Raw genomic sequence first — 23895 nt, forward strand, 5'->3', positions numbered from 1 at the left:
TTTCCCGTCTCGTTGTCCGGGTGAGCAAGAACGCGCAATCCGTCTTACAGCCAGGAACGCATCCGTCGCAATGACCGGTAGCCACGGTCGTCGGCTTCGCTTCGTGGCCGCTCGGCGACCGGCAGTTTTGTTCCGGCGTGACGGAAGGACGGCGCCATATCGGCCACGGCCAGGTCGAGCGGGAGCGCCATGGGGATGAGCGCATCCGGATCACCGCCCTGCACCGCCGCCCTAGAGCACATGGAGCAGGGCAGCGTCGCAGCCGCCGGCGCCTCGGCCCGCGCCCGCTATTGAGCCGAGCGCACCCTCGGGCGTTCCCGGCGCCTGGTCGTGCGGGCGTCGCCGCTGCGGCGGCGCGTGTGTAGACCCGCGCCATGTCCGCCCCGGCGAGCGCCAGGGCTCCGCCGGCGCCGAGCCGCCAGTCGAGCAGGCCGACGACAACGCCGGCACCCGGCGGCGCCTTGGCGCAAAGGCGCCCGCGGAGAGAGGGCGACGGCCCGCAGGTCCGGGTGCACCGCCGACAGGGTCTCCTCGACGGAGGCACCCACAGACGGCACAGTGTTGTTGACGGTCACTTCGTCCCCTTCGTGTATAAGTGAGCTAATCGATGATTGCGAAGTTGCCGTCCCTTGTCACATGGATCTCACCTGTCCCACTACTACGGGGAGGTCACCCCTACACCACTCCCGTTGACGCTAATTTGTCACCAGGCGATTTATCCCACCTGCTCCTCCACGTTGCTCAGGTCGAGAGAAAGAATGCGAAGGACTTCGATGGTGGGAACCCGGTAGGTATCGCCTGCCTGGATGACTCGGCAGGGGAACTCCCCGCGTTTGACGAGGCGGTAGGCGGTGTTGCGGCTGAGGCCGAGGGCGCGGGCGGCGGTCAGCAGAGGGACGACGGCCGGGAGGGCACGTACCTCCTCGATGGTCATGGGCGTCACTCGTCCTCCCCTCCTCTCTCCGCTCCGGCAGCCAGCAGGCGTGCCTTGGCGAGCGCGCAGTAGTCCGCGTTGAGTTCGATGCCGATGAACTGCCGGCCGAGTTGCCGGGCGGCAAGAGCCGTTGTTGCCGCTCCGGAAAAGGGGTCCAGGACGGTGCCGCCAGGGCGGCAGCCGGCGGCAATGGCGCGGAGCGGGATGTCGATCGGGAACGGCGCGAAGTGGGCGCCACGGTAGGGCCTGGTCGAGATGGTCCAGACGTCGCCGGGGTTGCGGCCGCTCGGGTTGGCCGCATCAGTGGCACGGCCGTTCGAGCGGCTGGCGGTGCCGGGCTGGGCCTCGGCTGACTCCGACGTGCCGGTCGGCGGCCAGGTCGTCTGGATGGCGTTGGCCTTGATTCCGCCGCGTCGTGCCCGGCGGGACAGGGATCGGTCGCCGGTGTACTGCTCGCGGATGGCGTCGAGGTCGAACCAGTAGAAGCGCTGCTTGACGAGCAGGAAGATCAGCTCGTAGCGGGTGGAGAGCCGGTCCACGGCCGACTGCGGCATGGCATTGGGCTTGGACCAGACGATCGCGTTGCGCAGGATCCAGCCGTCGCGCTGGAGGGCGAAGGCGACCCGCCAGGGCATGCCGAGCAGGTTCTTGGGCGGCACCATGCGACGGGCGCGGGGCCGTACGACCGGCTGCCGCTGGTTGTAGCTGTCGCCGCGGGCGTAGCCGTCGGAGCTGGCGGCGTACATGTCGCCGAGGTTGAGCCAGCAGGTGCCGTCGTTGGCGAGCACCCGCCGGGCCTCGGCGAACGTGGCGCGGAGGTTGTCCACGTAGTCGTCCGGCGTGGGCTCCTGGCCGTACTGGCCGGGGCCGTAGTCCCGAAGCCCGTAGTAGGGCGGGCTGGTCACCAGGCAGTCCACGGAGCGGTCGGGCATCTCAGACAGCACATCGCGGGCGTCACCGAGGTGCAGGGTCGCGTGGTCGTCTCGCCAGTACGGGACCCTCATCACGCCTCCCCCTGCACGGAGAGAGCCCTCATGTGAGGACCGGCCGGGTCCGGCTGGTGAGGGACCTGTCGCCAGGTCGTGTTCGTTACCTTCATTTCTGTTCCGGGGCGGAACTCAGATACGCGCTTCGAGTGCAGCAGCGGCCTCCGGCACCGCTTCGGCGTGAGCCGTTAGCCCTGGTGAGAGCACCTACGTGCCTCTGGCGCCGCTTCGGCGGACGCCCGCCGACATGCCGCAACGCCAAACGCCAGAGGCGTGCCAGAAGCAGCCGGGGATTGGCGCCGGAGCCGTGCCAGAGGCGCCTTCTACAACCGGGTTCGACGAAGCGAAATCCCTCTCGCCGTGGAGAACCCGATGCCTACGAACCCATCCGACTTGGCCGGCCCGGACCGGTCACCCTTGGACATCGCCGAGCGCGCCTTCCGAATGCTCGCCTGCGCGCCCAGCAGCCTCGCCGTCGACGGCAGACAGGTCGGGCACGGCCTGCCCCGCCGGCGAATGCTGCTGATCGAGCTGCGGGATGTGCTGATCCACCCCTCCTGCTCGAACTCCGCCCGCGACGCGGTCTGGCGGTTGCTGGTGACGCGGGCCCGGCAGAACGGGCCGCAGTGGATGGTGAGTGCCGTCGGGGTTGCCGTACCGGCACTGCGCGGCATCAGCGGCAGGATCTGCCGCGGCTACGTCGCCGCAGACCCCGAAGACATCGACACCGAGGTCCTGACCGCGTTCATCGAGGCGATCCGTACGGTGAACCTCGGCACCCCGAACATCTTCCCCCGCATGTGCGCGGTGGCCAAGCGGGCCGGCGAGCGCGCCCGGGAGAACGCGGAGGCCGGAGTCGCCCGGCGCTTTCCGCTCCAGGAATCCGCACCCCCTGCCGTCCCGTGGGGGCATCCGGACCTCGTCCTCCTGGACGCCGTAGCCAAGGGCGTCATCAGCGAGGTCGACGCCGAACTGATCGGCATGACCCGCCTGGAGAAGCGCACCCTGGCCGACGCCGCCCGGCAGCTCGGCCTGACCACCGAGGCCGCCAAGAAGCGCCGCCAGCTCTGCGAGCCGATCCTCGTCGACGCCGTCCTGAGCGGCGAAGTCGAGGCCGCCACGCCCCTGACGATCTCCTCCGCCGCTCCTAGAGGGGTGGAGGAGGACGTCTCCATGATTTCCGCGCGGAGCCGGAGCTCGGATACGCAACCCGAGACCACCACGAGGAAAGGAGGCCGGGGCAGCCTCACCGGCTCCGCGCGGATCCCTCACCTGCCGGCGTCGCGGAAACCGCGGCGGCACGTCGTCCGGATCCTGGTCGTCGTCGGCATCGCGGCGGCAATCGTCGCCGTTCTCGTTGCCGCGGCTCTGGCCGACGGCGGCAACGCGACTGCCGTCACTCACGCCGCGGCTCCGCCGACCCGGCCGGACCAGCTCGAGAAGGTCTTCACCAACCTGCGGAACTGGATCGTCGGGCTGCTCGCCACGCTGGCGACGCTCATGTTCACCATCGGCGGCCTGCGCTACCTGGTCGCCGGCGGGGACCCCGGGGAGGTCCAGAAAGCCAAGGTCGCTTTCAAGGCCGCCGCGCTCGGTTACGCCCTGGCCGTGCTGGCGCCGTTGTTCGTCAACGTGCTCAAGCACGTCGTCGGCGGGTGACGGCGATGTCCATCGAGATTCTTATCCACATCCTGTGGACAAGCCCCTCGCCCACTCCGAAGACGACGCCTGAACTGCCACCGCTCCCGAGCGGCACCACCGGGATCAGCTTCGGCATCGGCGACTGGATCACCAACCAGATCAACGCCTGGTTCGCCGATCTCGTCGGATCCGCGATCAAGCCGCTGCTGGACGCCCTGGCCGCCACCCTCCTGGCCACCCCCAGCATCGACGGTCAGACGCGGATCGAGGACCTGTGGCACGCGACCCTGGTCATCGCGAACGGATCCTTCATCCTGTTCGCCACCGTCGGCGGGATCCTGGCCATGAGCTACGAGTCCGTCCAGACCAGGTACGCGATCAAAGAGATCCTGCCCCGGCTCGTCGTGGCCTTCCTGAGCGCCAACGCCAGCTTCTTGCTGGCCGGCAAAGCCATCGATCTCGGCAACGCGATCGCCCAGGCACTGCTCGGTCAGGGCTTCGACGCGCGCAGGGCGGCCAACGCGATCCGCCTGCTCGTCCTGCTGCCCGACACATCGCCGATCTTCTACATCCTGCTCGCCCTCGTGGCCGTGGTGCTGCTCGTGGTGTTGCTCATCACGTTCGTGCTGCGGGTGGCCCTCACCACCCTGCTGGTCGTCGCGGCCCCGCTGGCCCTCGCGTGCCACGCCCTGCCGCAGACCGATGGCCTGGCACGGCTGTGGTGGCGGGTCTTCACCGGGCTGCTACTCATCCAGATCTGCCAGTCCCTCACGCTCGTCACGGCTGTACGGGTCTTCTTCAACCAGGACGGCCGCGAGGTCATGGGGCTGACCGGCCGGGGCCCGCTCTACAACCTGCTCCTCGCCCTCGTCCTGCTGATCATCCTGGTGCGCATCCCCACCTGGGTGTCACGCGCCATGTTCCTGCCCGGCGGCCGTGGGCTCGGCCTGGTCCGCATCGTCAAGTACGCCGTGGCCTACAAGCTCACCAGCCCGCTCCTCAACGTCCTGCACCTCAGGAAGGGCGCCAAGGCCGGCACGGCACGTCGCGCGGCGACCACGGCAATAGCCACGAGGGCCCTGCCCGCCCTGGTGGCAGGCCCTGCCGGTACGGCTGCCGCGTCCGCTGCCACTGCGGCAACCGCCGCTGCCGCAGCCTGCGGAGGTGCCGGACCGGCCAAGCATGCCCCGGTCTTCGCCCGGCGCCCGGTCAACCCTGCCAACTGGCAGCCGTCGGTCGTCAAACACGCTCCCAGTGCCCCACCGGTCCAGGGCAAGTACCGTCCGACGCCCGCGCCCTCACGCCCGGTTCCGCCGTCCACTCCCGTCTTCGGCTACCCGCGCGACAACTACTACGCCGCCGGGCCCGCCGGGCTCAACCAGATGTACCGGCTGCGGAGCGCGGGAACCAGTTCACCGCCTCCCCCACGTCAGACGGTCGTCCCGCCGGCGGCACCCAGACGACCGGTGCAGCCGATCGTGCCTCCGGATGCTCCCGTCCCGGGCTCCGTGGACTGGCCCGAGAACCCCGGACGACGTAAGCCACCACCTCGTCGCCGTACGCGCGGGCAGCGAGGGGGTGACGGACGATGAGCTGGAGCGAAGTCGTCCGTATCCCCGCCGATGTGGAACAGCCCGACCGGATCGTCTGGGGGCTCACCGCTCGGCAGGTGGCGATCCTCGCCGTCACCGGTGTGGCTCTCTACTTCGGCTACACGATGCTCGGTGAGCGGCTCCCCCTCGCCGTCTTCGCGGCGATCGCCCTGCCGGTGGCGGTGCTGGGAATCCTGCTGGCAGTTGCCACCCACGACGGCGGCAGCCTCGACCGGTTCCTCCTCGCCGCCCTCCGGTATCACCGGTCGGCGAAGCACCTGGTGGCGGCGCCCGGCGTGGCCGCACCGCCGCCCGCCTGGATCGCGGCCGGTCGCGGCCCTGTCCCGGCGCCGCTCAGACTGCCGGCGCGTGGAGTGACGGAAGACGGCCTGATCGACCTCGGGCCGGACGGAATCGTCGCGGTCGCCGAGGTCTCCACGGTCAGCTTCGCCCTACGGACCCCGGACGAGCAGGACGGGCTGGTCGCCGTCTTCGGACGCTGGCTGCACTCGCTGTCCGAGCGAGTGCAGATCCTGGTCCGCGCCGAGCGCGTCGACCTCGCCACGACGATCGGCGCTCTTGAGGAGCGCATCCCCCAGCTCCCCCACCCTGCGCTGGCTCATGCCGCCCGCGAGCACGCCATGTTCCTGACGGACCTGGCCACCCGTCACGAGCTGCTGCGGCGTCAGGTCCTGCTGGTGATCCGTGAACCCGCCGTCGGTGCCAACGGCACGACCGCGGCCGCGGCTCGCGCCTACCGCCGCCTGGCCGAGGCGGCCCGGCTTCTGGGCGCGTGCGGGCTCACCGTACGGCCGCTGGACGCCGCAGCCGTCGGCGCGCTGCTGGCCTCCTGCTTCGACCCGATGGCCCCGCCCCTGCTCGCGGACCTGCTCGCCCACCCCGACCAACTGATCAGCAGGGGAGACCGCCGATGAAGCTCCGCCTCCGCCGTACGCCTGCTCCGCCCTCGCGCCTCGGACCGGAATCGATCCAGGTCCGGCCTCGCTGCCTGCACCTGGCTGACGGCTTCTGCGCCACGTTCGTCGTCACGGGATTCCCCCGCGAGGTCGCCCCCGGATGGCTGGAGCCGCTGCTGGCATACCCCGGTCGGCTCGACGTCTCCGTGCACATCGACCCGCTGCCCTCCCTGGTCGCCGCCGACCGGCTCCGAAAGCAGCTCGCCCGCCTGGAATCAGGACTGCGCTCCGACCAGGAGCACGGACGGCTCATGGACCCCGGCACGGAGGCTGCGGCTGAAGACGCCCAGGAACTGGCGTCGAGGATCGCGCGCGGTCAGGCCAAGCTCTTCCGCACCGCCATCTACCTGACCGTCCACGCCGGAAGCGAGCAGGAGCTCGACGACGCATGCGCCCAGGTTCGTGCGCTGGCCGCCTCTCTCCTTCTGGACGCCCGGCTGGCCACCTTCCGGCAGATGCAGGGCTGGATCAGCAGCCTGCCGTTCGCGTACGACAACGTGAGCATGCGCCGGACGTTCGACACGCCGGCCCTCGCCGCGGCGTTCCCCTTCACGAGCCCGGACCTCACCGCAGAGCTCGGTCCTACGGCCGTGCTGTACGGCGCCAACACCGCCAGCTCGTCCCTGGTCGCCTGGGACCGATTCGCCCAGGACAACCACAACTCCGTGATCCTCGCCCGATCCGGAGCGGGCAAGTCGTACCTCGCCAAGCTGGAAGCCCTGCGCTCCCTCTACACAGGCGTCGAAATCGCGGTCATCGATCCCGAGGACGAGTACGCCCGGCTGTGCTCCGCCGTCGGCGGCGCGTACATCCATCTCGGCGCTCCCAAGGTGCGGCTGAACCCCTTCGACCTGCAGCTCAGAAGCCAGCGCGACAGCGACCCGCTCACCCGGCGCGCGCTGTTCCTGCACACCCTGATCAGCCTCATGCTCGGTGAACCGCTGGACAAGGCGAGCAAGGCGGCGCTCGACCGCGCCATCCTCGCCGCCTACCGCAGGGCCGGGATCACCTTCGAGCCGCGCACCTGGAACCGCCGCCCGCCGCTCCTGCGGGATCTGGTAACTGCGCTTACCGATGATGCCGATCCCAAGGCGAAGGAGTTGGCGGCAGGGCTGGCGCCGTACGTCACCGGAAGCCACCGCCAGCTTTTCGACGGCCCGACCAGCACCCGGCCCGACTCCCACCTGATCGTCTTCTCCCTCCGCGACCTCCCAGAGGAGCTGAAGGCGGTAGGGACCCTGCTGACGCTGGACGCCATCTGGCGTCGCGTCTCCGATCCCCACGACCGACGGCCTCGCCTCGTCGTGGTCGACGAGGCCTGGCTGCTGATGCGCGACCCCGAAGGGGCCCGGTTCCTCCTGCGCATGGCCAAGGCCGCCCGCAAGCACTGGGCCGGGCTTTCTGTGGTCACCCAGGACGCCGGCGACCTCCTCAGTTCGGAGATCGGCCAGGCGATCATCGCCAACTCCACCACCCAGATACTGCTCAAGCAGGCACCCCAGGCGATCGACAAGGTCGTCGCCGCCTTCCAGCTCTCCGAGGGAGAGCGGCAGCTCCTGCTTTCCGCTGAACGCGGGACCGGCCTGCTCACCGCTGGTGCCGGTGCTCAGCGCGTGCCCCTGCAGGTGATCGCCAGCCAGCGCGAGCACGACCTCGTGACCTCATCACCCCAGGAACTGTCCCGCACCGACTACGACGAGGAGAACTACCTGTGATCGAAGACCTCATCACCGACCCGTCCGCCCTCCTGAGCACGGCGTACGCCTGGCTGGAGACGCACATCTGGCACGTGATCGCCTTCCTGGTCGGCCTGGACGTCGGGCAGCTCCTGGTCGGACAGGCCCTGGTGCGTCTCCGCCACCGGCCCTGGTCCCGCGGCTCCCGCTGCGTCGAGATCCTCGCGCCGCCCGTCGCCGACATGCCGGGCGCCGAGGCCCTGTGGGGCAACCTCATCGGCCTGCTCCGCCCGGCCTGGAAGCGTGTGCTGTTCGGGCAGCCGCACCTGGCCTTCGAGTACGTCTTCGGAGTCGGCGGCGTGACCATCAGGCTCTGGGTGCCGGGGGTCATCCCCCAGCACCTGGTGGAGCACGCCATCGAGGCCGCCTGGCCGTCCGCGCGTACCGAAGTGCGGGAAGCGACGCCGCCGGTGCCCCTCACCGACCTGTCGTACGGCGGACAGCTCAAGATCGCCCGCACCGAGCGGCTCCCCATCCGGCACGACCACAACACCGACCCGATCCGGGCACTCGTCGGCGCGGCCGTCGGCATGCCCACATGGCAGCGCGCCGCGGTGCAGATCCTCGCCCGGCCGGCGACCGGCCGTCGCCTCACCAGCACGATCAACAGCGGACCGGCCGGGCTGGTGCGGGCCGTTCTCGACCTGCTGACTCCCGGACCGGCGCACCAGCAGCTGCACCCCCAGCATCTTCGCCAGTACCTGAAGGATCGGGCAGCCCAGCTGGAGGAGTCAGCTGAGGATCGCGCCATCAGGGACAAGGCGCTCCAGCCGCGTTACGTCGTCGCGGTCCGCTACGCCGTACAAGCCGATCTGCCGACCAGTGGCGACGAGCCGGCGCGGAAAGCGGCGCGGGCAGCCAGACGAAACGCCATCCGAGGACGAGCGCACGCGATCGCTTCAGCGTTCGCCCTGTTCTCCGGGCACAACCGACTCGAACGGCAACACCTGCCCCTGGCGGCCGCGCAGCTCGCGGGACGGCGCCTCGGCAGGGGATTCCTGCTCTCCCTGCCCGAGCTCGCGGGACTCGCCCACCTTCCGCTCGACGTCGCGGTGCCGGGGCTCCAACGGGCCGGCGCCAACAGCGTTCCGCCCTCACCGCAGATCGCATACGGCGGGGAGCACGCGAAGGTGCTCGGCCGCTCCAACACCGGGCACGAACGGCCGGTCGCCCTGCGCGTCGCCGATTCCTTCCACCACGTGCACGTCCTCGGCCCGAACGGCACCGGGAAGTCGACGCTGCTCGCCCAGATGATCCTCTCCGACATCGAGGCCGGACGTGGGACCGCGGTGATCGAGGCGAAGGGCGACCTGATCAATGATCTGCTGGGACTGATCCCCGAGTCCGCCGCCGACAAGGTCGTCCTGATCGACCCCGATGACCGGCACGCCCGCCCGTCGCTCAACGTCCTCGGCGGCGCCGAGCTGGACCGGGGCGTGGACAACCTCGTCGGCATCTTCCACAAGATCTACGCCGACTACTGGGGGCCTCGCACCGACGACATCCTGCGGGGTTGCTCTCTGACCCTGGCCGCGCACGGTGGCACCCTCGCCGACGTTCCCACACTGCTCATCGACGCCGAATTCCGGCGCCGTCTCGTGGCCGGCGTGCGTGACCCGCTCCTTCTCGGCTTCTGGCAGTGGTACGAGAGCCTGTCCGACTCCGCCCGGGCTCACGTCACCAGCCCGATCATGAACAAGCTGCGGGCCTTCCTGCTCCGGCCGTTCGTCCGCGATGTCCTCGGCTCCGCCCGATCGACCTTCGACGTCGGCGACGTGCTGGACGGCGGGATCCTGCTCGTGCGGCTTCCCAAGGGAGTGCTCGGCGACGACAGCGCCCGGCTCCTCGGCTCCATGGTGCTGGCGCAGATCTGGCAGGCCGCGTCGCACCGCGCCAAGCTCGGCAAGCAGCGTTCGCCGGCCGCGCTCTACGTCGACGAGGCGCACAACTTCCTCACGCTGCCGCACGCGCTCAGCGACATGCTCGCAGAGGCCCGGGCATACCGGCTCTCGCTGGTGATCGCCCATCAGCACCTGGCCCAGCTTCCGCGGGAGCTCCGCCAGGCCATCTCCTCCGACGCGCGCAACAAGATCTACTTCTCGCTGTCACCGGAGGACGCCCGGGAGGTCGAGCACCACTTCACTCCCTACCTGCGTGCACACGACCTCGCCAACCTCGGGGCCTATCAGGCCGCCGCCCGCCTGATGTCGCGGTCTTCGGAGGCGCCTCCTTTCACGCTGCGCACCCGGCCGCTGCCCGAACCCTCACGCGAGGTCGAGCGCGTCATCAGGGCCGCGGCTGCCAAGGCCCACGGGCGCACCTCGACCACACCGCCCACGGTCCGCCGGGACGACCCCCGGCTCCAGCACTGAAGGAGAAGCAGATGTCCGTCACCCGATTCACCCCGGCGGTTCTGGCCCAGCTCGCTGCCCGGCTCACGTCGCGCGACCGCGAGTTGCTGCGGATGGTCAGGAGCCAGCGCGTCCTGACTTCGACGCAGATCGCCCAGATCGCCTTCGACACGGACGACGCCGCACGGAAGCGCCTGCTCGCCCTGACCCACATGGGCGTGCTCGACCGCTTCCGGCCCAACCTGCCGCCGGGCATGGGCACGGCGCCGTACCACTACGTCATCGGCCCTGCCGGAGCGGCCGTGCTCGCTTCGGAGGACGGCGTGGACCCGAGCAGCTCGGGCTACCGCCGAGAGCGCGTGCTGTCCATCGCCTACAGCCAGCGTCTCGCGCACACCGTCGGGACCAACGGCTTCGGGGCCGAACTGCGGGCCTTCGCACGGCGGTACGAGGACGCCGAACTGCTCGACTGGTGGCCGGAGGACCGCTGCACCTCCCTCTGGGGCGACACCGTCCGGCCCGACGCGTACGGCCGATGGCGTCATGGTGAGCACACCGTCGACTTCTTCCTCGAGTACGACACCGGCAGCGAACCGCTGGACCGTGTCGTACGCAAGCTCGACGGATATGCGGCCCTGAGCAAGGCCACTCGTGTCATCACCCCCGTCCTCGTCTGGGTCCAGGGGGAGCGGCGCGAGGTGAATCTCCGGCGCAAGCTCGCGCAGCACCCGGCGAACACCTACGTGCCGATCGCAACCGGTAACCCGTCCGTGCTCGTCGGGCCCGTGAACGACGGTCCGGCGGGAGAGAAGTGGCTGCCCTCGGACGTCGAGGGGCCTCGGCTCCGTCTGGCGGGCCTGGCACTGCACTGGCCCGGCTTGGGACCGCACAAGACCGCCCCGCCGCCGGACAACCCGCCGCAGGAGGACGACGCGTGATCGTCGAGACCGGGCTGGGGGCCAAAGCTGTGATCGCTGGAGGAGGCATCGTGTCGGGTATCGCGTTGATGGCCGGAATGGCCGGCGGCGCCAAGGTCGCGGCTACCTCCGGCGTCACCACAGCGTTCTGCTCGCAGGTCCAGCCGAGCACCACGACGGTAGAGGCCGACCTGACCAGGGAGCAGGCGACGAACGCGCGCACCATCCTGGACACGGCGAACTCCATGAAGCTCCCCCGCCGCGCCGCGGTTATCGGGATTGCGACGGCTCTGCAGGAGTCGGGCCTGAAGAACGACGTGGTTGGGGACCACGGGACGTCCTTCGGCCTCTTCCAGCAGCGCCCTGTCAGCGGGTGGGGGACCAAGGGCCAGGTGACCGACCCCCGCTACGCGGCACGGGCGTTCTTCTCACGGCTGGTCAAGGTGCCCAACTGGTCGTCGCTGCCGCTTACCGAGGCGGCCGCGATCGTCCAACGGCCTCGGGAGGATCTGCGCGGCGAGTACGCAAAGCAGGAGCCCTTCGCCGAGAAGATCGTGGCCCAGTCGGAGCAGCGGGAGGTCTCGACCAGCAGCACCCAGCAGCTTGGCCTGTCACCGCGCGAACTACAGGACATCCGGATCAGCGTGCAAGCTGCCGCTTCGCTCGGGGCTCCGCGTGAGGCAATCGTGGCCGATCTTGCATCTCATCTCGGGCAAGGCGTCCGAGACCGCACGGAATCGGAGAGGAGGGCTGAGGAGATCATCAGTGCGGTTCAGTTGGAGCTGTGCGGCCAGCTGGGTGACCTCTCTGCCGGCATCGACCTCGGAGTCGGCGAAGGGGCAATAGCCGTACAAGCCGCACTCGGCATGCGCGGAGTTCCGTACTCCTGGGGCGGAGGCGGCCCGAACGGGCCGAGCTACGGCATCGGTCGCGGCGCCGGCACCTCGGGGTTCGACTGCTCGGGGCTCGCCGAGTACGCCTGGAGCAAGGCGGGCGTTCGAATCGGCGGTCATACCTCGGTCCAGTGGACCTCGGGCGTTCGCGTACCGCGGTCCCAGATCGCGCCTGGTGACCTGCTCTTCTTCGCGACGAATCCGGCGGATCCATCGACTATCCACCACGTGGGGATCGCGTTGGCGGCATGCGGATGGTCCACGCGCCGTCCACCGGCAGCACCGTCCGGGTGGATACCTGGGCGGGAGACCCGTACCGGGAACGGGAGTTCGCCGGAGCGGTCCGCCCTCGCTGACGCCTATACCTATCTCGACCTGGGCTGACAGCCCTTCGCAGGTGCCACTCGCGGCATCGGTGATCAGCCCGCATCACCACTACGCCACTGCTGAGCCGTCCCCACCACGGCCCAGCAGCGGTCGCCCATTCCCTGCAACACCAGTTCGGAGGTTACTCATGTCCAAAATCAGCACGCTCGTGGCCGCCCTGCTCGCCGTCGTCACGGTCGCGTCCCCTGCCGTTGCCGACAACCCCGGCTGGAGCGACGGCGACAACCGGTACGGCTACGTCGAGGTGAGCGCCGACCGCAAACACATCACCGTCTGCGACAGCTACGCCGACAGCACGTCCGTCTACGCCGAGTACGCCACCACGTACCTGCTCAAGCACACCATGAAGGACGAGAAGGGCGGGGACCGCAAGTGCGGCGAGGACAGCGTCTTCTTCGGGACGATCACCGTCTTCAAGATCTGCTTCCAGACCAACCACGTCAGCCGCCACTGCAAGAACTCCGTCTGGATCAAGCGGTAGCTGAGGCAGCCGCTACAGGTCGGTCCTGCTAGCTGATCTGTTGACAGCGGGTGAGGAAGAGATGGACCGGCGAGGGGAGCTGCTCCAGAGAGCGGCTCTGAATGGCAACCTCGCCGGTCCGGTGGTTGAAAACCCTCAGAGGAGTCCTCGCCAGTCATCGTACGTCCGCGATCTATCCACCATGTCTCGGAAGAACGACTCTCATCGTGTGCACCCCACCGAAGGACTCCGCACGTCCTTTGCCCATCGAGCTCATCGATGGCCTCACCGGCCTGCTCTACCTGATCCCGCACGCGCCGCTCACTCTCGACGACTGCGAGGCGTTGTCCGCGATGCTCGCCGCCCGGGTGGCGACGAAGCGCCCTCCCACGCCAGAGAGAGTGGACGAGCGCCAGGTTTGGGCTGCCGCTCGCCGCAGTCCGACGTAGGCTCGTGAGCGACCGCTCTCACCGTTTTCTTGGTCGATTGCAGTGGGACAGGTCGGGGCCGGTCCCTTTGGGGCCGGCCCTCTTCGCTGCCACTCGCACCGGGAAGACATCTCCTCCGCCAGCACACACTGCGAGCGATGATCTCATCATTCTTCTGGCAAACAGGAAAAGTTGCGCCATTATGGGGCCGTGCGGAAGGTGATCAGCTACCGGGACGCGGTCAAGCTGCTCGGTGGCGACGGTCCGATCGCCAAGGCGCTTGAGGCGGTCTTCCTGGGGACAGTGGGTGTTGCCACAGCGGGAGGATCTGATCTCGCGCTGGGCCTGATAGACGCGAAACTCGAGATCATCCGGTTGAGTCGTGAACTCCTAGGGACAGCACGAGACCAACTCAACGGACTCGGTCGACACAGCAGGACGCAGCGGCTTGAAGCCGCTCACTCGGTCATTGTCATCGTTGCCTTCTTCGAAGCCCTCGAAGAACTGGACCTGCCGTTCGCTGTCGAGGACCTGGAACTGGCCAGGCATGAGGTTATCTCCATCAGTGAGATGTCCGATCGAAGGGGCGCCATGACCAATGCTGTCCTCAGATCGGAGGTTTACGTACCCGAGGTCCATCGAACTTTCGAGTCGACCTGTAACGTTCTTGAGCAGAAGGTTTACTCGCAGATCACGAAGGCGCTGATTAATTTTGTAGATGGGCTCGCGATTTGGGAGCGCTTGGACAGGACCCGGCAGGACCGCGCCATGCGGGCGATGACCGACCTGCCGAGGGCTGCGACTATGCACTATCGCGAGCTGTACCGCAGATTGGCATTGGATTTTCCCGAATTCGCCCTTTGGGTGGATCTAGGGCAGCAGGAGGCTACGCGCGTGCTGGTGAAGCGTGGCCTGGCAGATCTGGAGGGCAAGCTTCTCGCCCTACTTCCGGGTCGTGCGGCGGCTCATCAGGTTGAGAGCATCGTGAGGGCGAATCAGGCGCCCCTCGACGAGCCGATTTATGAAGGCGCTGACCTTCCGGATGGGCTCAGACTTCCGAGACTCGCCGCCGCTTATGTGGACCCGCTCTGTCGAGTGGCGGTGCCGGCTACGGCATCGGACCTCAGCGCCGAGTCCTGGTGGAAGAACGCGCGCCTGTGGGCGGATCTGCCAGCCTTCCTGGCAAGTCACTTGACCTCGCCGCAGGCGACTTATGCGCCACTGGTCGTCTTGGGTCAGCCTGGCGCGGGAAAGTCCGTTCTGACGAAGATCCTGGCTGCCAGGCTTCCGGCCGGGCAGTTCCTGCCGATTCGGGTACCGCTTCGCCACGTCCCAGCGGATGCATCCGTGCAGGAGCAGATAGAGCACGCAATTCACGCGAGGACCCATGAGCGCGTTTACTGGGCGGATCTCGCGCGCTCCGCCAGTGACGACGGCGTGCTTCCGGTGGTGCTTCTCGACGGCTTGGACGAATTGCTGCAGGCCACGGGAACCCATCGAGCAGACTACCTTTACCAGGTTGCTCGCTTTCAGCGAGAGGAGTTAGCCCAGAACCGCGCCTTGGCGGTTGTGATCACCACTCGCACAGCTGTCGCGGATCGCTGCCGTCTGCCGGAGGGCGTGCTTGCCCTTCGCCTGGAGCCGTTCAGCGGTGAGCAGATCGGACGGTGGCTTGATGAATGGAACGCCGTTAACGAGACGTACTTCGCCCGCCGAGGACTTCGGCCGATGACAACCGAAAGCGCCATCGCCCAGCATGAACTCGCGGTACAGCCGCTACTGCTGTTTATGTTGGCGCTATACGATGCCGATGCGAACGCCCTTCAGAAAGACGGCGGAATACTGGCTCGCGCAGAGCTTTACCAGAGACTGCTGACCCGCTTTGCATCCCGGGAGGTGGCGAAGCGTTGGTCCAGCCACTCGAATCGAGCATTCGGCGAGGCAGTCGATCAGGAGCTTCTCCGCCTGGCCATTGTGGCGTTTGCGATGCTCAATCGAGGGCGGCAGTGGGTGACAGCCGAGGAATTGGACCGAGACTTGGCGGCCCTGTTTCTGGAACGCTCAAGAATGGATACTGGGTTTGCCGCAAGTCTTACTCACGCGGAGGAGGTGATCGGACGCTTTTTCTTTGTTCATCAGGCACAGGCCGAGCAGGACAACAAGGTCCTGAAAACTTATGAATTCCTTCACGCTACTTTCGGGGAGTATCTCGTTGCCTTCCTTCTCCACCGTGTACTCGAGCAGCTCCGGACGCAGGCAGGAACAGCTGCGGGGCCGTTGGGGGGCGGTCGGCTTCAAGATGGGCTGCTTTATGCGCTGACGTCATTCACCGTCCTCAGCGCTCGCCGCCCAGTGCTGGACTTCGTGCGCGAGTTGACCTCTGGTAAGGATGGGTATCGCGAGCTGCTGCTTAGACTCTTCCGTGGGAGAGATCATCGCACCGATGAGAACCACGAACGTTATGAGCCCCAGACTCAGACGCCGGTCCGCCGGGACGCCTACTATGGGGTCAATCTGGTTCTGTTGTGCGCTGCCGTCTCTGAGAGCGTCGCTGGACGCGAGCTCTTCGGCTTGGAGAACGGCTCGGACCCATTGCCAGACTGGCGGGCGTTGGCCTTGCTCTGGAAATCATCGCTGCTGATTGAGGAATGGCGAGACCTGACCAGGAACCTGGTGGTAAAGCGCAGCCAGGGCTACAGGCATCGTGACATGACCTTGTATCTGGCCGGTCCGGAGACCTGGATAACGAACGCCAGTGAGCCACTGGCCCCGCCCGCGATCGAGGAGGTATCAACGGTCAACCTGGGCGTGGAGGCGAACTTCCTGTGCATGGTAGCGCTTGACATCCTTATGCACGGTGCTCAAGGGCTGGAACCAGCGGTCTTCATTGAAGCGGATAGTTCGGTAATGAGCTTGGTCAGCGGATTATGGACAGGTAGGAATGTCGACGCCTACAGTTATGATCTGGCAGGCAAGGCCACAGCCCATCTCCCTGACAAGTCGCGTCACCTTTCTAGGACGCTTCAACTACTCAGGACTGACATCGTCAGGATGCCGCCCGACTCGGCGACGTTGCTGCTCAGCTCCTTGAGGCGGCTCACGTCTCAGCCCGATGAGGACGATCTCTTCATCTGCTGCATGCTCGAAGTCGTCGCCCGTCATCCGGAAACCGTGAGCTATCTGTCCTCCCTGCTTTTAGCGGGAGCAAGCGTGTCGAAGGTGCGATGGACCGTTGGACTCCTTGAACTCGGTCTCGGGGATTTCCATCCGCTGTCACAGCCGACGGTGGAACACCTTCTGATGATCAAACGGACCGATCCGCTGCTCTTCCGCCGGGCTCAACGCGTCATTAGGATGGAAGGAGATAGGTACGGCCTGCGGTGGCCTGAGGGCATCGGCAGTGACAGTGACTTACCCCCAGACATGCGACCCTGTGGTTGAGGGGATCACGCCTGCTCATGAACTCAGTGGCCGACCGGGGATGATGCACCGCTTCGTGCCACCTCTGCTACAGCAACTGCTTACGCCCGAAATAAGCAGGCCCTTGCATGCGAGATGCCGTCAGCGAAGGCGTCGGCAGATTCGAAGCCTGACTTATCTATGCGGGTGATACTGGTATGGCGAGTCGTTACGCTGACGAGTCAGGATGACCCGCCTCATCATGCAGGTAAGCCTGTAGCAAGTTGAAGCCCGGCATAGTGTCATGTGGGCGGACGCCTACAGTGAACACTTCTGGGTCGTCGAAGACGGGTTCCCCGCTGGGGCGTCGGGCGTACGGGACGCGGCCGTAGTCGACGCCATCGTCCTTGTCGCAGCTCATCCACGTGATGGCTTCTTGCTCCCCTTCACGCAGGGGATGGTTCGACACCGCGCGCATGGCCACCGTGCTCGGGGGGATGAACATCCACACTTGCGGTACGGCGAGCACCCACCGCGTTGCGCCGATCTCGTGGGCCTTGGCGGCGGATCGCGTCTCGAAGGCTGCGGCCGTCGTCTCGTCGCGCAGGTAGTCATAGTCGCTGAGCACAAGCCGGCGATCCCCGTCCAGGACGACGATGGCGGGGCAGTCGCGAGCGACGATGCTCTTCTCCAACCGAGAGACAACGTCGTCGAGCAGAGCCGCTGTCTTGTCGTTCATCTCCACCCCCGGGCAGTCGCCATCTCTGATCCTGCCCGATGAGGTCTCGCTCGGATGCGCAATGTCTCGTACGGCCCGCACGCGAGTTGGCGGGCCGCACGAGGTGGGCGGTCAGGCGGAGGGGGACAGGACGGGGCGCCCGAGCACCTTCTCCAGCATCCGGGTGGTCTCGCGGTCGAGGTCGTCGACGCCGCCGGTGACCGTTCGAAGCGCATTGCGCTCCGCGCGGCAGGCGCCGCGGACGGTCTGCTCGTGGTGCACGTAGGTGTTGACGGCCTGCATGACACCCCAGCCCGAGCCGGCCCAGGGTGAGACCCGGTCGTCGTGGTGCCACATCCGGTTGAGGACCTGGCGCTTGTTCTCGGCGAGGCTCCGGGAACGTCCCCGCTCGTCGGGCATGGGCGCGAACTCGTCCAGGAAGGCGGCCCACTGGCGATCGCTCACGCTCATCTCGCACAGCCGCTTGACCTGCTCGGCGAAGTCGTCGGCGGCCTGGTAGACGATGTTGAGCGCGTCCCGGGCCTGGTTGAGGCGCAGCTTGGAGTGTTTCGAATGCTTGATCTTCACCTGCTGGCCGTGCTCGGCGAGGCCGGCGGCCATCGTGTTGTCGCACACCACGTTTGTGACGACTCTCTTGAAGGTGGTCGCCAAAGAGCCGTCGAATGAGGTCGCCCCGATGAGGTGTGGCCGGAACTCGACGCCTTCAGGGGTGGTGATGTTCTCGGGTACCTCCACCGAGACCCAGGCGACCGCTCCCCCCTTGAGAAGCCCGGCCGAGCCGATGGACAGGTCGTCGTCCAGAAGCCGGGAGATGGTGTTGACCAGCCATTCGACGTACGGGTGCGGCTCGTAGGCGTCGGAGAAGATGCCCATGACGTGGCCGGTGTCGCTGCGGACGATGGCCTGACGTTCGGGGACGGTGGCCAAGCCGCCGGTGACGGGGTCTTCGACGTAGATCGGTCGGGACAGGGCCTCCCAGCTGAACAGGCGGCGTCTGACGTCGTCGACGGGAACCGGCCCGGGGTAGTGGTTGGCTTCCTCGCCCTGCATGCTGGCGCGGTAGTGCCAGGCGGTCCCGCGTGCGGCGGTGTACCCGATCAGGGTGTTGGCGTTCAGCCACTCCAGCGTCTCCTTGGACATGCTCGATCTCCGTTCGGTGTGTATGAGAAGGGCGGCAGCAGTGGTGCGCCGGTTAGCTCGCGCGGTGGCGTACGGCGTCAGCGATGCGTTCAGTGAGCTCGCGGTCGGCGGCGGCGATCTGGATCGTGGCGGTGACATCGCCGTGGATGGTGAAGGTGCCGGAGGCAGTGCCCAGCCGCCACGAAATGACGGTCGCGCGCTCGTTGTCGATCAACCTCGCGCCCGGCAGCAACGTAATGAGGGTTCCGGCGAGTTGGGCTCGGGTGCCGTCCTGCGTGGCTCTGGCGGCCAGGCGTTCGCGGCAAGCGGCCAGGTCGGTCCGGTAGCCGGGCAGGAGGCGCCGCTCGATCTTCTTGGCGATAAATACGGCACCTCGGGCCGCGGTCACGGTGATCTCGTGTCGCTTCTGGTCGGGCAGCACGCTCCTGCTTCCGTCGGGGTAGACGCCGAGTACGCGGATGCGGCCCTGTCGGTTCCACAGCGGGTGGACGACGAGCCGGGCACCGGCGGGACCTACCAGGTAAGCGGGGTGTCCCGACCGCACGAGCGGTGTGAAGCCGTCGAGATGTTCCGCGACTTCGATCACCAATTCCTCGATCTCCCAAGCGTTCATGGGCACGCTCCTTTCAAGGCGTTGGATTAGTTCAAGGTGGATGTCTCGCCCGGGAAAAGGGCGTGGAGTATCGACGGGCGGGGATACCGCCGCTAGCCCGTTCCGGCTTACAAATAAATGCGGGCGGCGGCGAGGTCCGAACGTCCGCCGTCAAGGCCGCTACCCGTGTTGATCTGCGTCTACGGCGCAGGTGTAACGGGTTTAGTGGCTGATTTGATTCAGGGCATCGCCCGTCGAGCCGGAATGCTCACGGCTGGTCTTTTTTGCGTAGGTCTTCTTGCTCGGCGCGGTATCGGTAGATGTCTCGGCCGGGTTTCGCGCATTCCTGGCAGCGGCATACGTGCCTGTGGATCTCGTTGAGGTGGAAGAGCTGGATGTGGTCTCGCCAAGGTGTGGGGTAGAGCGACTCGTCCAGTTCGACGTGGGCGCGTCCGCGCTGTGGGTTGACCTGGGTCACGGTGCCCGGGTAGTAGAACGGCGATTGGTACGACTCCGTCCACCACGGGCGTACCGGGATGTGGAAGGAGGGGCGGACCAGGACGCGGTCACCGGGCTGCATCGCTGTCTGCCCCCTTCCACAGGTCGAGGGCTCCCGCCGCGTCGTCGGCGTGAGGGCGGTCAGCGCCGCGCAGGTCGGCCAATGTCCAGGCCACGCGCAGCAGCCTTGATAGCCCGTCAGCGGTCACGAGCCCGGCATTGACCGCGGCTCGCAGGAGCTCGGCGGCCTTCGGCGTGACGGGAAAGCGGGTGCGCAGGTCTGGTGCGGGTATCTCGGCGTTGGTCTGCCATGGTGTGTCGGCCAGCCGGTGGGCCGCCCGTATTCTGGCGGCGAGCACCCGCGCGGCCACCGTCGCGCTCGGCTCACCTCTCCGCGCGCTGGTGTCCCCCTGCTCGACGGGTGCGCGTACGGCGACGCGCGACATGAGCAGAGCGAGACGTGCCCAGTAGCGGCGCTTGACCTCCGGGATGCAGGCACAGTCCTGCCCTTCCGGGCATGGGCAGTGACGAGCATCGAGAATCAGGGTGAAGCGCGCCGGGTAGCGGACGCTGCAGCCCAGCCCGGCGAGGTGGACCTGTCCGCTGTCCAGTGGCCGGCACAGGCCCTCCAGCACCGGGCGGGCGAACTCCGGCGCGTCGGCCAGATGCAGTACGCCGCGGTGGGCGAGTGAGACCGCGCCGGGGCGGTTGCCCGCCACGCTGCCGAAGATCGCCGCCGCCGTGGACGTGTGATGCGGCGCCGACAGCGGCGGCGTGATCCCCGGCGCCCTGTGGGCGTGTCCGGCCAGCGAGTAGATTTCGGCGACCTCCCGGGCGGTCTCATCCGTCAGGGGCGGCAGGATGCCCGGGAGGCGTTCGGCGAGCATCGTGGACGGGCCGTCGCCGGACAGGAACAGGTGGTGCCCGCCTGCCGCGCAGACCTCCAGCGCGCGGCGGGCTGTCGGGTTGCCAGGCACGTCGGCCAGGTCGACGGTGAACGGCGACGATGGTGCGACCTCCGACCCGTGGTCAGGGGGGTTGCGTAGGGTTCCGTGGCGGAGGTCATCGACGACGTCGGTCAGGCGGGTTGCGGGGATCACCACGGCGCCGGGCACCTGTGCCGCCTCCCGCGCGCATGCGGCGGGGACGACGACTGTGCTGATTCCGGCCCGGACCGCGGCGGCCACCATGGACAGGACGCCCCTGATGGGGCGTATCTGGCCGTCCAGCGCCAGCTCACCGAGGAACACCCGCCCGGCGATCCGTTCGGGTGGGATGAAGCCTGCGGCGGCCAGCGCCGCGACGGCCAGGGCGAGATCGGCCGCCGCGTTATAGACCGGGAGCGCCGGTGTCACGCTCACCGTGATCCTCACGTCCGGCCAAGACGTCCCACTGTTCAGGATCGCCGCGCGGATCCTAGCGCGGGCGGGCCAGACCGACAGCTCGGGCAGGCCGACCACATGCAACCCCGCATCACCGGGCGCAGCACCGGCACCGGCGTGGTTGTCGGCGTCGATGTCGATGAGGTGCGCGGACAGACCGGTCAGGGTGACCGACCGGGTGGAGGCGTTGCCCATGCCGGTCACCAGCCCTCCGGCAGCACCGGGCGGGTCCCGTCCGGGCACTGGGCGGCCTTGTCGGCGATCTCGTCGGCCATGCCCGCGAAGTCCAGGCCGCAGATGGTTTCCGGTGACAGCCCGCAGTCCAGCGCGGTGCGGATCAGGCCCGCCAGGCTGTAGCGCGGGTCGGCCTCAAGCGCCCGTTCCACCGCGACGCGCGCCAACGGCCCGTCTCCGATGCGCAGGGCGAGGAACGCCAGCAGCGCGGCAGGCGGGGCGGCGAAGTCCGGTTCGGCCCTACGGGTGAGCTGGGTCCACAACCGGGTGTGGGTGCCGTCGTCGTAGCGGCCGATCACGGTCATGGCGGCGTCGCGGACCAGGATCGCGGTGAGCCGCACGCTCAGCTCGGCGACCTCACCGGGGGACAACTCCTGCCCGGCCTGGGTGCGGTCCAGCGCAGCGGTGATGTGGTCGAGGCCCTCGTGATACCAGTCGTGACCGTCCCCCGAGGTGAGCAGGGTGCGCGCCCGGGCGCAGGCCTGCCGGGTGGCAGCCCGTACCTGTTGCCTGTCGTGGCCGCCGGTGGGGGCGAGCATGGCGGTGAGGGCTGCCCGGTCGGGCCGGGCGACGTACCCGGCGAACACCGCCGCCGCGGCGGCCGGGTTGGTGCCCGTGTCGTAGGGGACGCCGTCGGGTGGGCAGCAGGTGGGGTCGGGGCAGGTGTAGGACCAGTAGCGGCCGTCGTCGACCCGCAGGGCGTCGATCGTGTCGATGCCCGCCTCCGCCAGGGTGCCGCGTACCGCGTCGATCACGGGGGTGACGTGCCAGCCGGGGCCGTACCCGATCAGCATCGCCCGCTCGGTGCCGTTGCGGGTGAGCAGTTCGGCCAGGTGCCGGGCCAGTTCCGGGGTGTCCTCGGAGTTGCCGGGCAGGTCGAACCGCACGCTGAACCGCAGCCCCCGCGTGGTGCTGTCGGGGTCGGCGCCGGGTTCGAACGCCATCGCGACGATGCTGCGCTGCGGGTGGAACCCCAGCATGTAGGGCACGATCGCGATGAAGTCGACCGGGCGGCTCAGCCGAACGGTGTGATCCAGACCAGAGGTCATCGGTTGTCCTCCTGAACATGAAGAAACCCCCGGCGCGGTCAGCCGAGGGCAGTCGGAACGAGAAACGGCAGGGTCAGCAGCGCTCGACGCGGACGCCGCCGCGCGGGCCAAGGAAGATCCGCCGATCGGGGTAGTCGAGCCCGTCGGCGGAGCCGTACAAGGTGATTTCGCAGTCCTCCCCCACGCACGGGGTGAGCACGTCGGCCGCCTCCCGATGGGTGAAGGCGAAGTGCGAGGGTTGCCAGTAGCCGTACCGGTGCCGGTCGGTCAGCTTGCTTCGGGCCTCGGCCAGGCTGGTGAACTCCTCCAGGTCATCGGGCTGTGGTGGGCTGTATCCGTTGCCGCCGTGCCAGAGCCCGTACCACCGGCCCATGCTCAGCCCCCGCAACGGGAGGGGCAGCCGGGCGAGGCGTGGTCGCCGCCGCAGTAGCCGCACCATTCGTCCATGGCGTAGATCGACAGCTCTTCGGCGTACCGGTCGCGCCACTCCAGCTGCGGCCGGGTGTAGGTGTCGAAGTAGTCGGTGTCGGTGTCGCCCGGCCGCAGCGTGAGGTAGTGCAGGACCGTCCGGGCCGCGCTGATCAGCTCACCGGGCGTCAGCACCGCGCCGACACCCGAGCAGACGTCGGACGCGGAGAAGATCGTGCGGCGGCGACGCGACAGCCGGTACCGCCAGCGGATCCGGCCGTCATCGGTCCGCCCGGCCGCCTCCAGCTCCAGCAGGTGATCGGTGTCGATCTGCCAGGCGGGCACCAGCCGGGAGCTGATGACCCACCCGAGTGGCAGGGTCAGGGCATGCGTCATCGCCATGGCGACTCCAAAGGCTTCAGAAACGTGGAATGGCGGCCGTCAGCACCGGCGACGGCGGGCCAGGTGATGCGGCCGTACAGTCGCGCTGACCGCGTGGATCTCGCAGTCCCGGACCTCAAGGGCATCGGCGAAGCAGCGCGAGCAGCGGATCAACCGCACACGCGCCCCCGACGCCCGGTTGGTGTGCGTGGCGTCGATCCACAGATGGGTCTTGGCCAGGCAACCGAGACAAGTGATGACCTCGGCGGCCGTGGGCATTCGCGTGAGCGCCACCGTCACCACGTACTCACACACGCCGCCAGAATCGGCGGCAGACACCAACGTCGCGGTATCCGGACGAACCTCACCCAACGCGGCCACCCGCATCACGCGGCCCCCGCCGCACACCGTCAGGTCTCCCACGGACCAGCTGGCCCGGGCGGCAGAATCCACCTCCACACGATCACCCCGTTTGCGCTGCTGGTGGTCACGCTCGTGAACCAGGTAGACGGCACTTTCAGGACGGCGAATCTCCGCGTATCGCGGTCCGGACTTTCCCGGTGCTCTCGCGGCGCGTTTCGCTCTCACTTAAATACGGTGGCCGGAACGACCCGACCGTCCGCGCGTGGCAACAATTGCGCAGCATTGCCGCGCGCGCCGCACCGACAGCCCGATCGTTCCGGCCGTCGCCCGTCCTGCGGTAATAGCTACGTGAACCGTAGAATGGGCGCGAGGGCGAACATCACGCCGGGGGCGCGTTAGACGCGCACC

At 68.0% G+C, this 23895-nt stretch carries 19 protein-coding genes; 9 read left to right on the forward strand and 10 right to left on the reverse strand.

What is annotated here, in order from left to right:
* Window positions 1-715 precede the first annotated feature (715 nt).
* Window positions 716-934, reverse strand: coding sequence for a helix-turn-helix domain-containing protein (locus tag HHX37_RS00905; RefSeq protein WP_182884171.1), 219 nt, complete (start codon window positions 932-934; stop codon window positions 716-718).
* A 5-nt stretch (window positions 935-939) separates the two neighbouring features.
* Window positions 940-1938 (reverse strand): DNA-methyltransferase, encoded by a 999-nt coding sequence (locus HHX37_RS00910; protein WP_182884172.1) that lies wholly within the window; start codon window positions 1936-1938, stop codon window positions 940-942.
* Between the two features lie 354 nt (window positions 1939-2292).
* On the opposite strand from HHX37_RS00910, the gene HHX37_RS36055 reads away from it, so the two are divergent.
* From HHX37_RS36055 to HHX37_RS00955, 9 genes are all read left to right on the forward strand, one after another.
* Window positions 2293-3579: a pilin gene (locus tag HHX37_RS36055; protein ID WP_259406123.1), complete on the forward strand. Its 1287-nt coding sequence runs from the start codon at window positions 2293-2295 to the stop codon at window positions 3577-3579.
* Between the two features lie 5 nt (window positions 3580-3584).
* Window positions 3585-5153, forward strand: coding sequence for a conjugal transfer protein TrbL family protein (locus HHX37_RS00920; RefSeq protein WP_182884173.1), 1569 nt, complete (start codon window positions 3585-3587; stop codon window positions 5151-5153).
* Window positions 5150-6088 carry a PrgI family protein gene (locus tag HHX37_RS00925; RefSeq protein WP_182884174.1) on the forward strand — a complete coding sequence of 313 codons (939 nt, stop codon included), beginning with the start codon at window positions 5150-5152 and terminating at the stop codon, window positions 6086-6088. Before HHX37_RS00920 ends, HHX37_RS00925 begins: the two co-directional genes overlap by 4 nt.
* Window positions 6085-7845, forward strand: a complete 1761-nt coding sequence (locus tag HHX37_RS00930; RefSeq protein WP_182884175.1) for a VirB4 family type IV secretion system protein — start codon at window positions 6085-6087, stop codon at window positions 7843-7845. The genes HHX37_RS00925 and HHX37_RS00930 overlap by 4 nt, the downstream gene beginning before the upstream one ends.
* Window positions 7842-10238: a TraM recognition domain-containing protein gene (locus HHX37_RS00935; RefSeq protein WP_182884176.1), complete on the forward strand. Its 2397-nt coding sequence runs from the start codon at window positions 7842-7844 to the stop codon at window positions 10236-10238. Before HHX37_RS00930 ends, HHX37_RS00935 begins: the two co-directional genes overlap by 4 nt.
* An 11-nt stretch (window positions 10239-10249) precedes the next feature.
* Complete coding sequence (locus HHX37_RS00940) at window positions 10250-11155, forward strand: replication-relaxation family protein (RefSeq protein ID WP_182884177.1); 906 nt, start codon at window positions 10250-10252, stop codon at window positions 11153-11155.
* Window positions 11152-12411 (forward strand): C40 family peptidase, encoded by a 1260-nt coding sequence (locus HHX37_RS37465; RefSeq protein WP_182884178.1) that lies wholly within the window; start codon window positions 11152-11154, stop codon window positions 12409-12411. Before HHX37_RS00940 ends, HHX37_RS37465 begins: the two co-directional genes overlap by 4 nt.
* A 130-nt stretch (window positions 12412-12541) precedes the next feature.
* A complete protein-coding gene (locus tag HHX37_RS00950; RefSeq protein WP_182884179.1) occupies window positions 12542-12895 on the forward strand; it encodes a hypothetical protein in 354 nt (117 codons plus the stop codon).
* Window positions 12896-13512: 617 nt separating this feature from the next.
* Window positions 13513-16743: an NACHT domain-containing protein gene (locus HHX37_RS00955; protein WP_182884180.1), complete on the forward strand. Its 3231-nt coding sequence runs from the start codon at window positions 13513-13515 to the stop codon at window positions 16741-16743.
* Window positions 16744-16930: 187 nt separating this feature from the next.
* On the opposite strand, the gene HHX37_RS00960 is transcribed toward HHX37_RS00955, so the two are convergent.
* The 8 genes from HHX37_RS00960 to HHX37_RS00995 form a co-directional block, all read right to left on the reverse strand.
* Complete coding sequence (locus HHX37_RS00960; protein WP_182884181.1) at window positions 16931-17440, reverse strand: hypothetical protein; 510 nt, start codon at window positions 17438-17440, stop codon at window positions 16931-16933.
* A gap of 111 nt (window positions 17441-17551) precedes the next feature.
* Complete coding sequence (locus tag HHX37_RS00965) at window positions 17552-18580, reverse strand: DUF932 domain-containing protein (protein WP_182884182.1); 1029 nt, start codon at window positions 18578-18580, stop codon at window positions 17552-17554.
* A 52-nt stretch (window positions 18581-18632) separates the two neighbouring features.
* Window positions 18633-19193, reverse strand: a complete 561-nt coding sequence (locus HHX37_RS00970; RefSeq protein ID WP_182884183.1) for a hypothetical protein — start codon at window positions 19191-19193, stop codon at window positions 18633-18635.
* A 545-nt stretch (window positions 19194-19738) separates the two neighbouring features.
* Window positions 19739-21295 (reverse strand): YifB family Mg chelatase-like AAA ATPase, encoded by a 1557-nt coding sequence (locus HHX37_RS00975; protein WP_310740224.1) that lies wholly within the window; start codon window positions 21293-21295, stop codon window positions 19739-19741.
* The gene (locus tag HHX37_RS00980) at window positions 21253-22335 is read right to left on the reverse strand and encodes a DUF4192 domain-containing protein (protein ID WP_182884184.1); all 1083 of its coding nucleotides are present in this window, start codon (window positions 22333-22335) and stop codon (window positions 21253-21255) included. Before HHX37_RS00980 ends, HHX37_RS00975 begins: the two co-directional genes overlap by 43 nt.
* A gap of 73 nt (window positions 22336-22408) precedes the next feature.
* Complete coding sequence (locus tag HHX37_RS00985) at window positions 22409-22708, reverse strand: hypothetical protein (RefSeq protein ID WP_182884185.1); 300 nt, start codon at window positions 22706-22708, stop codon at window positions 22409-22411.
* 2 nt (window positions 22709-22710) lie between these two features.
* Window positions 22711-23145, reverse strand: a complete 435-nt coding sequence (locus HHX37_RS00990; protein ID WP_182884186.1) for a hypothetical protein — start codon at window positions 23143-23145, stop codon at window positions 22711-22713.
* A 39-nt stretch (window positions 23146-23184) separates the two neighbouring features.
* A complete protein-coding gene (locus HHX37_RS00995) occupies window positions 23185-23577 on the reverse strand; it encodes a hypothetical protein (RefSeq protein ID WP_182884187.1) in 393 nt (130 codons plus the stop codon).
* Window positions 23578-23895 lie beyond the last annotated feature (318 nt).

This window comes from Microbispora sp. H10885 (assembly GCF_014161415.1).
Taxonomy (GTDB): Bacteria; Actinomycetota; Actinomycetes; order Streptosporangiales; family Streptosporangiaceae; genus Microbispora; species Microbispora triticiradicis.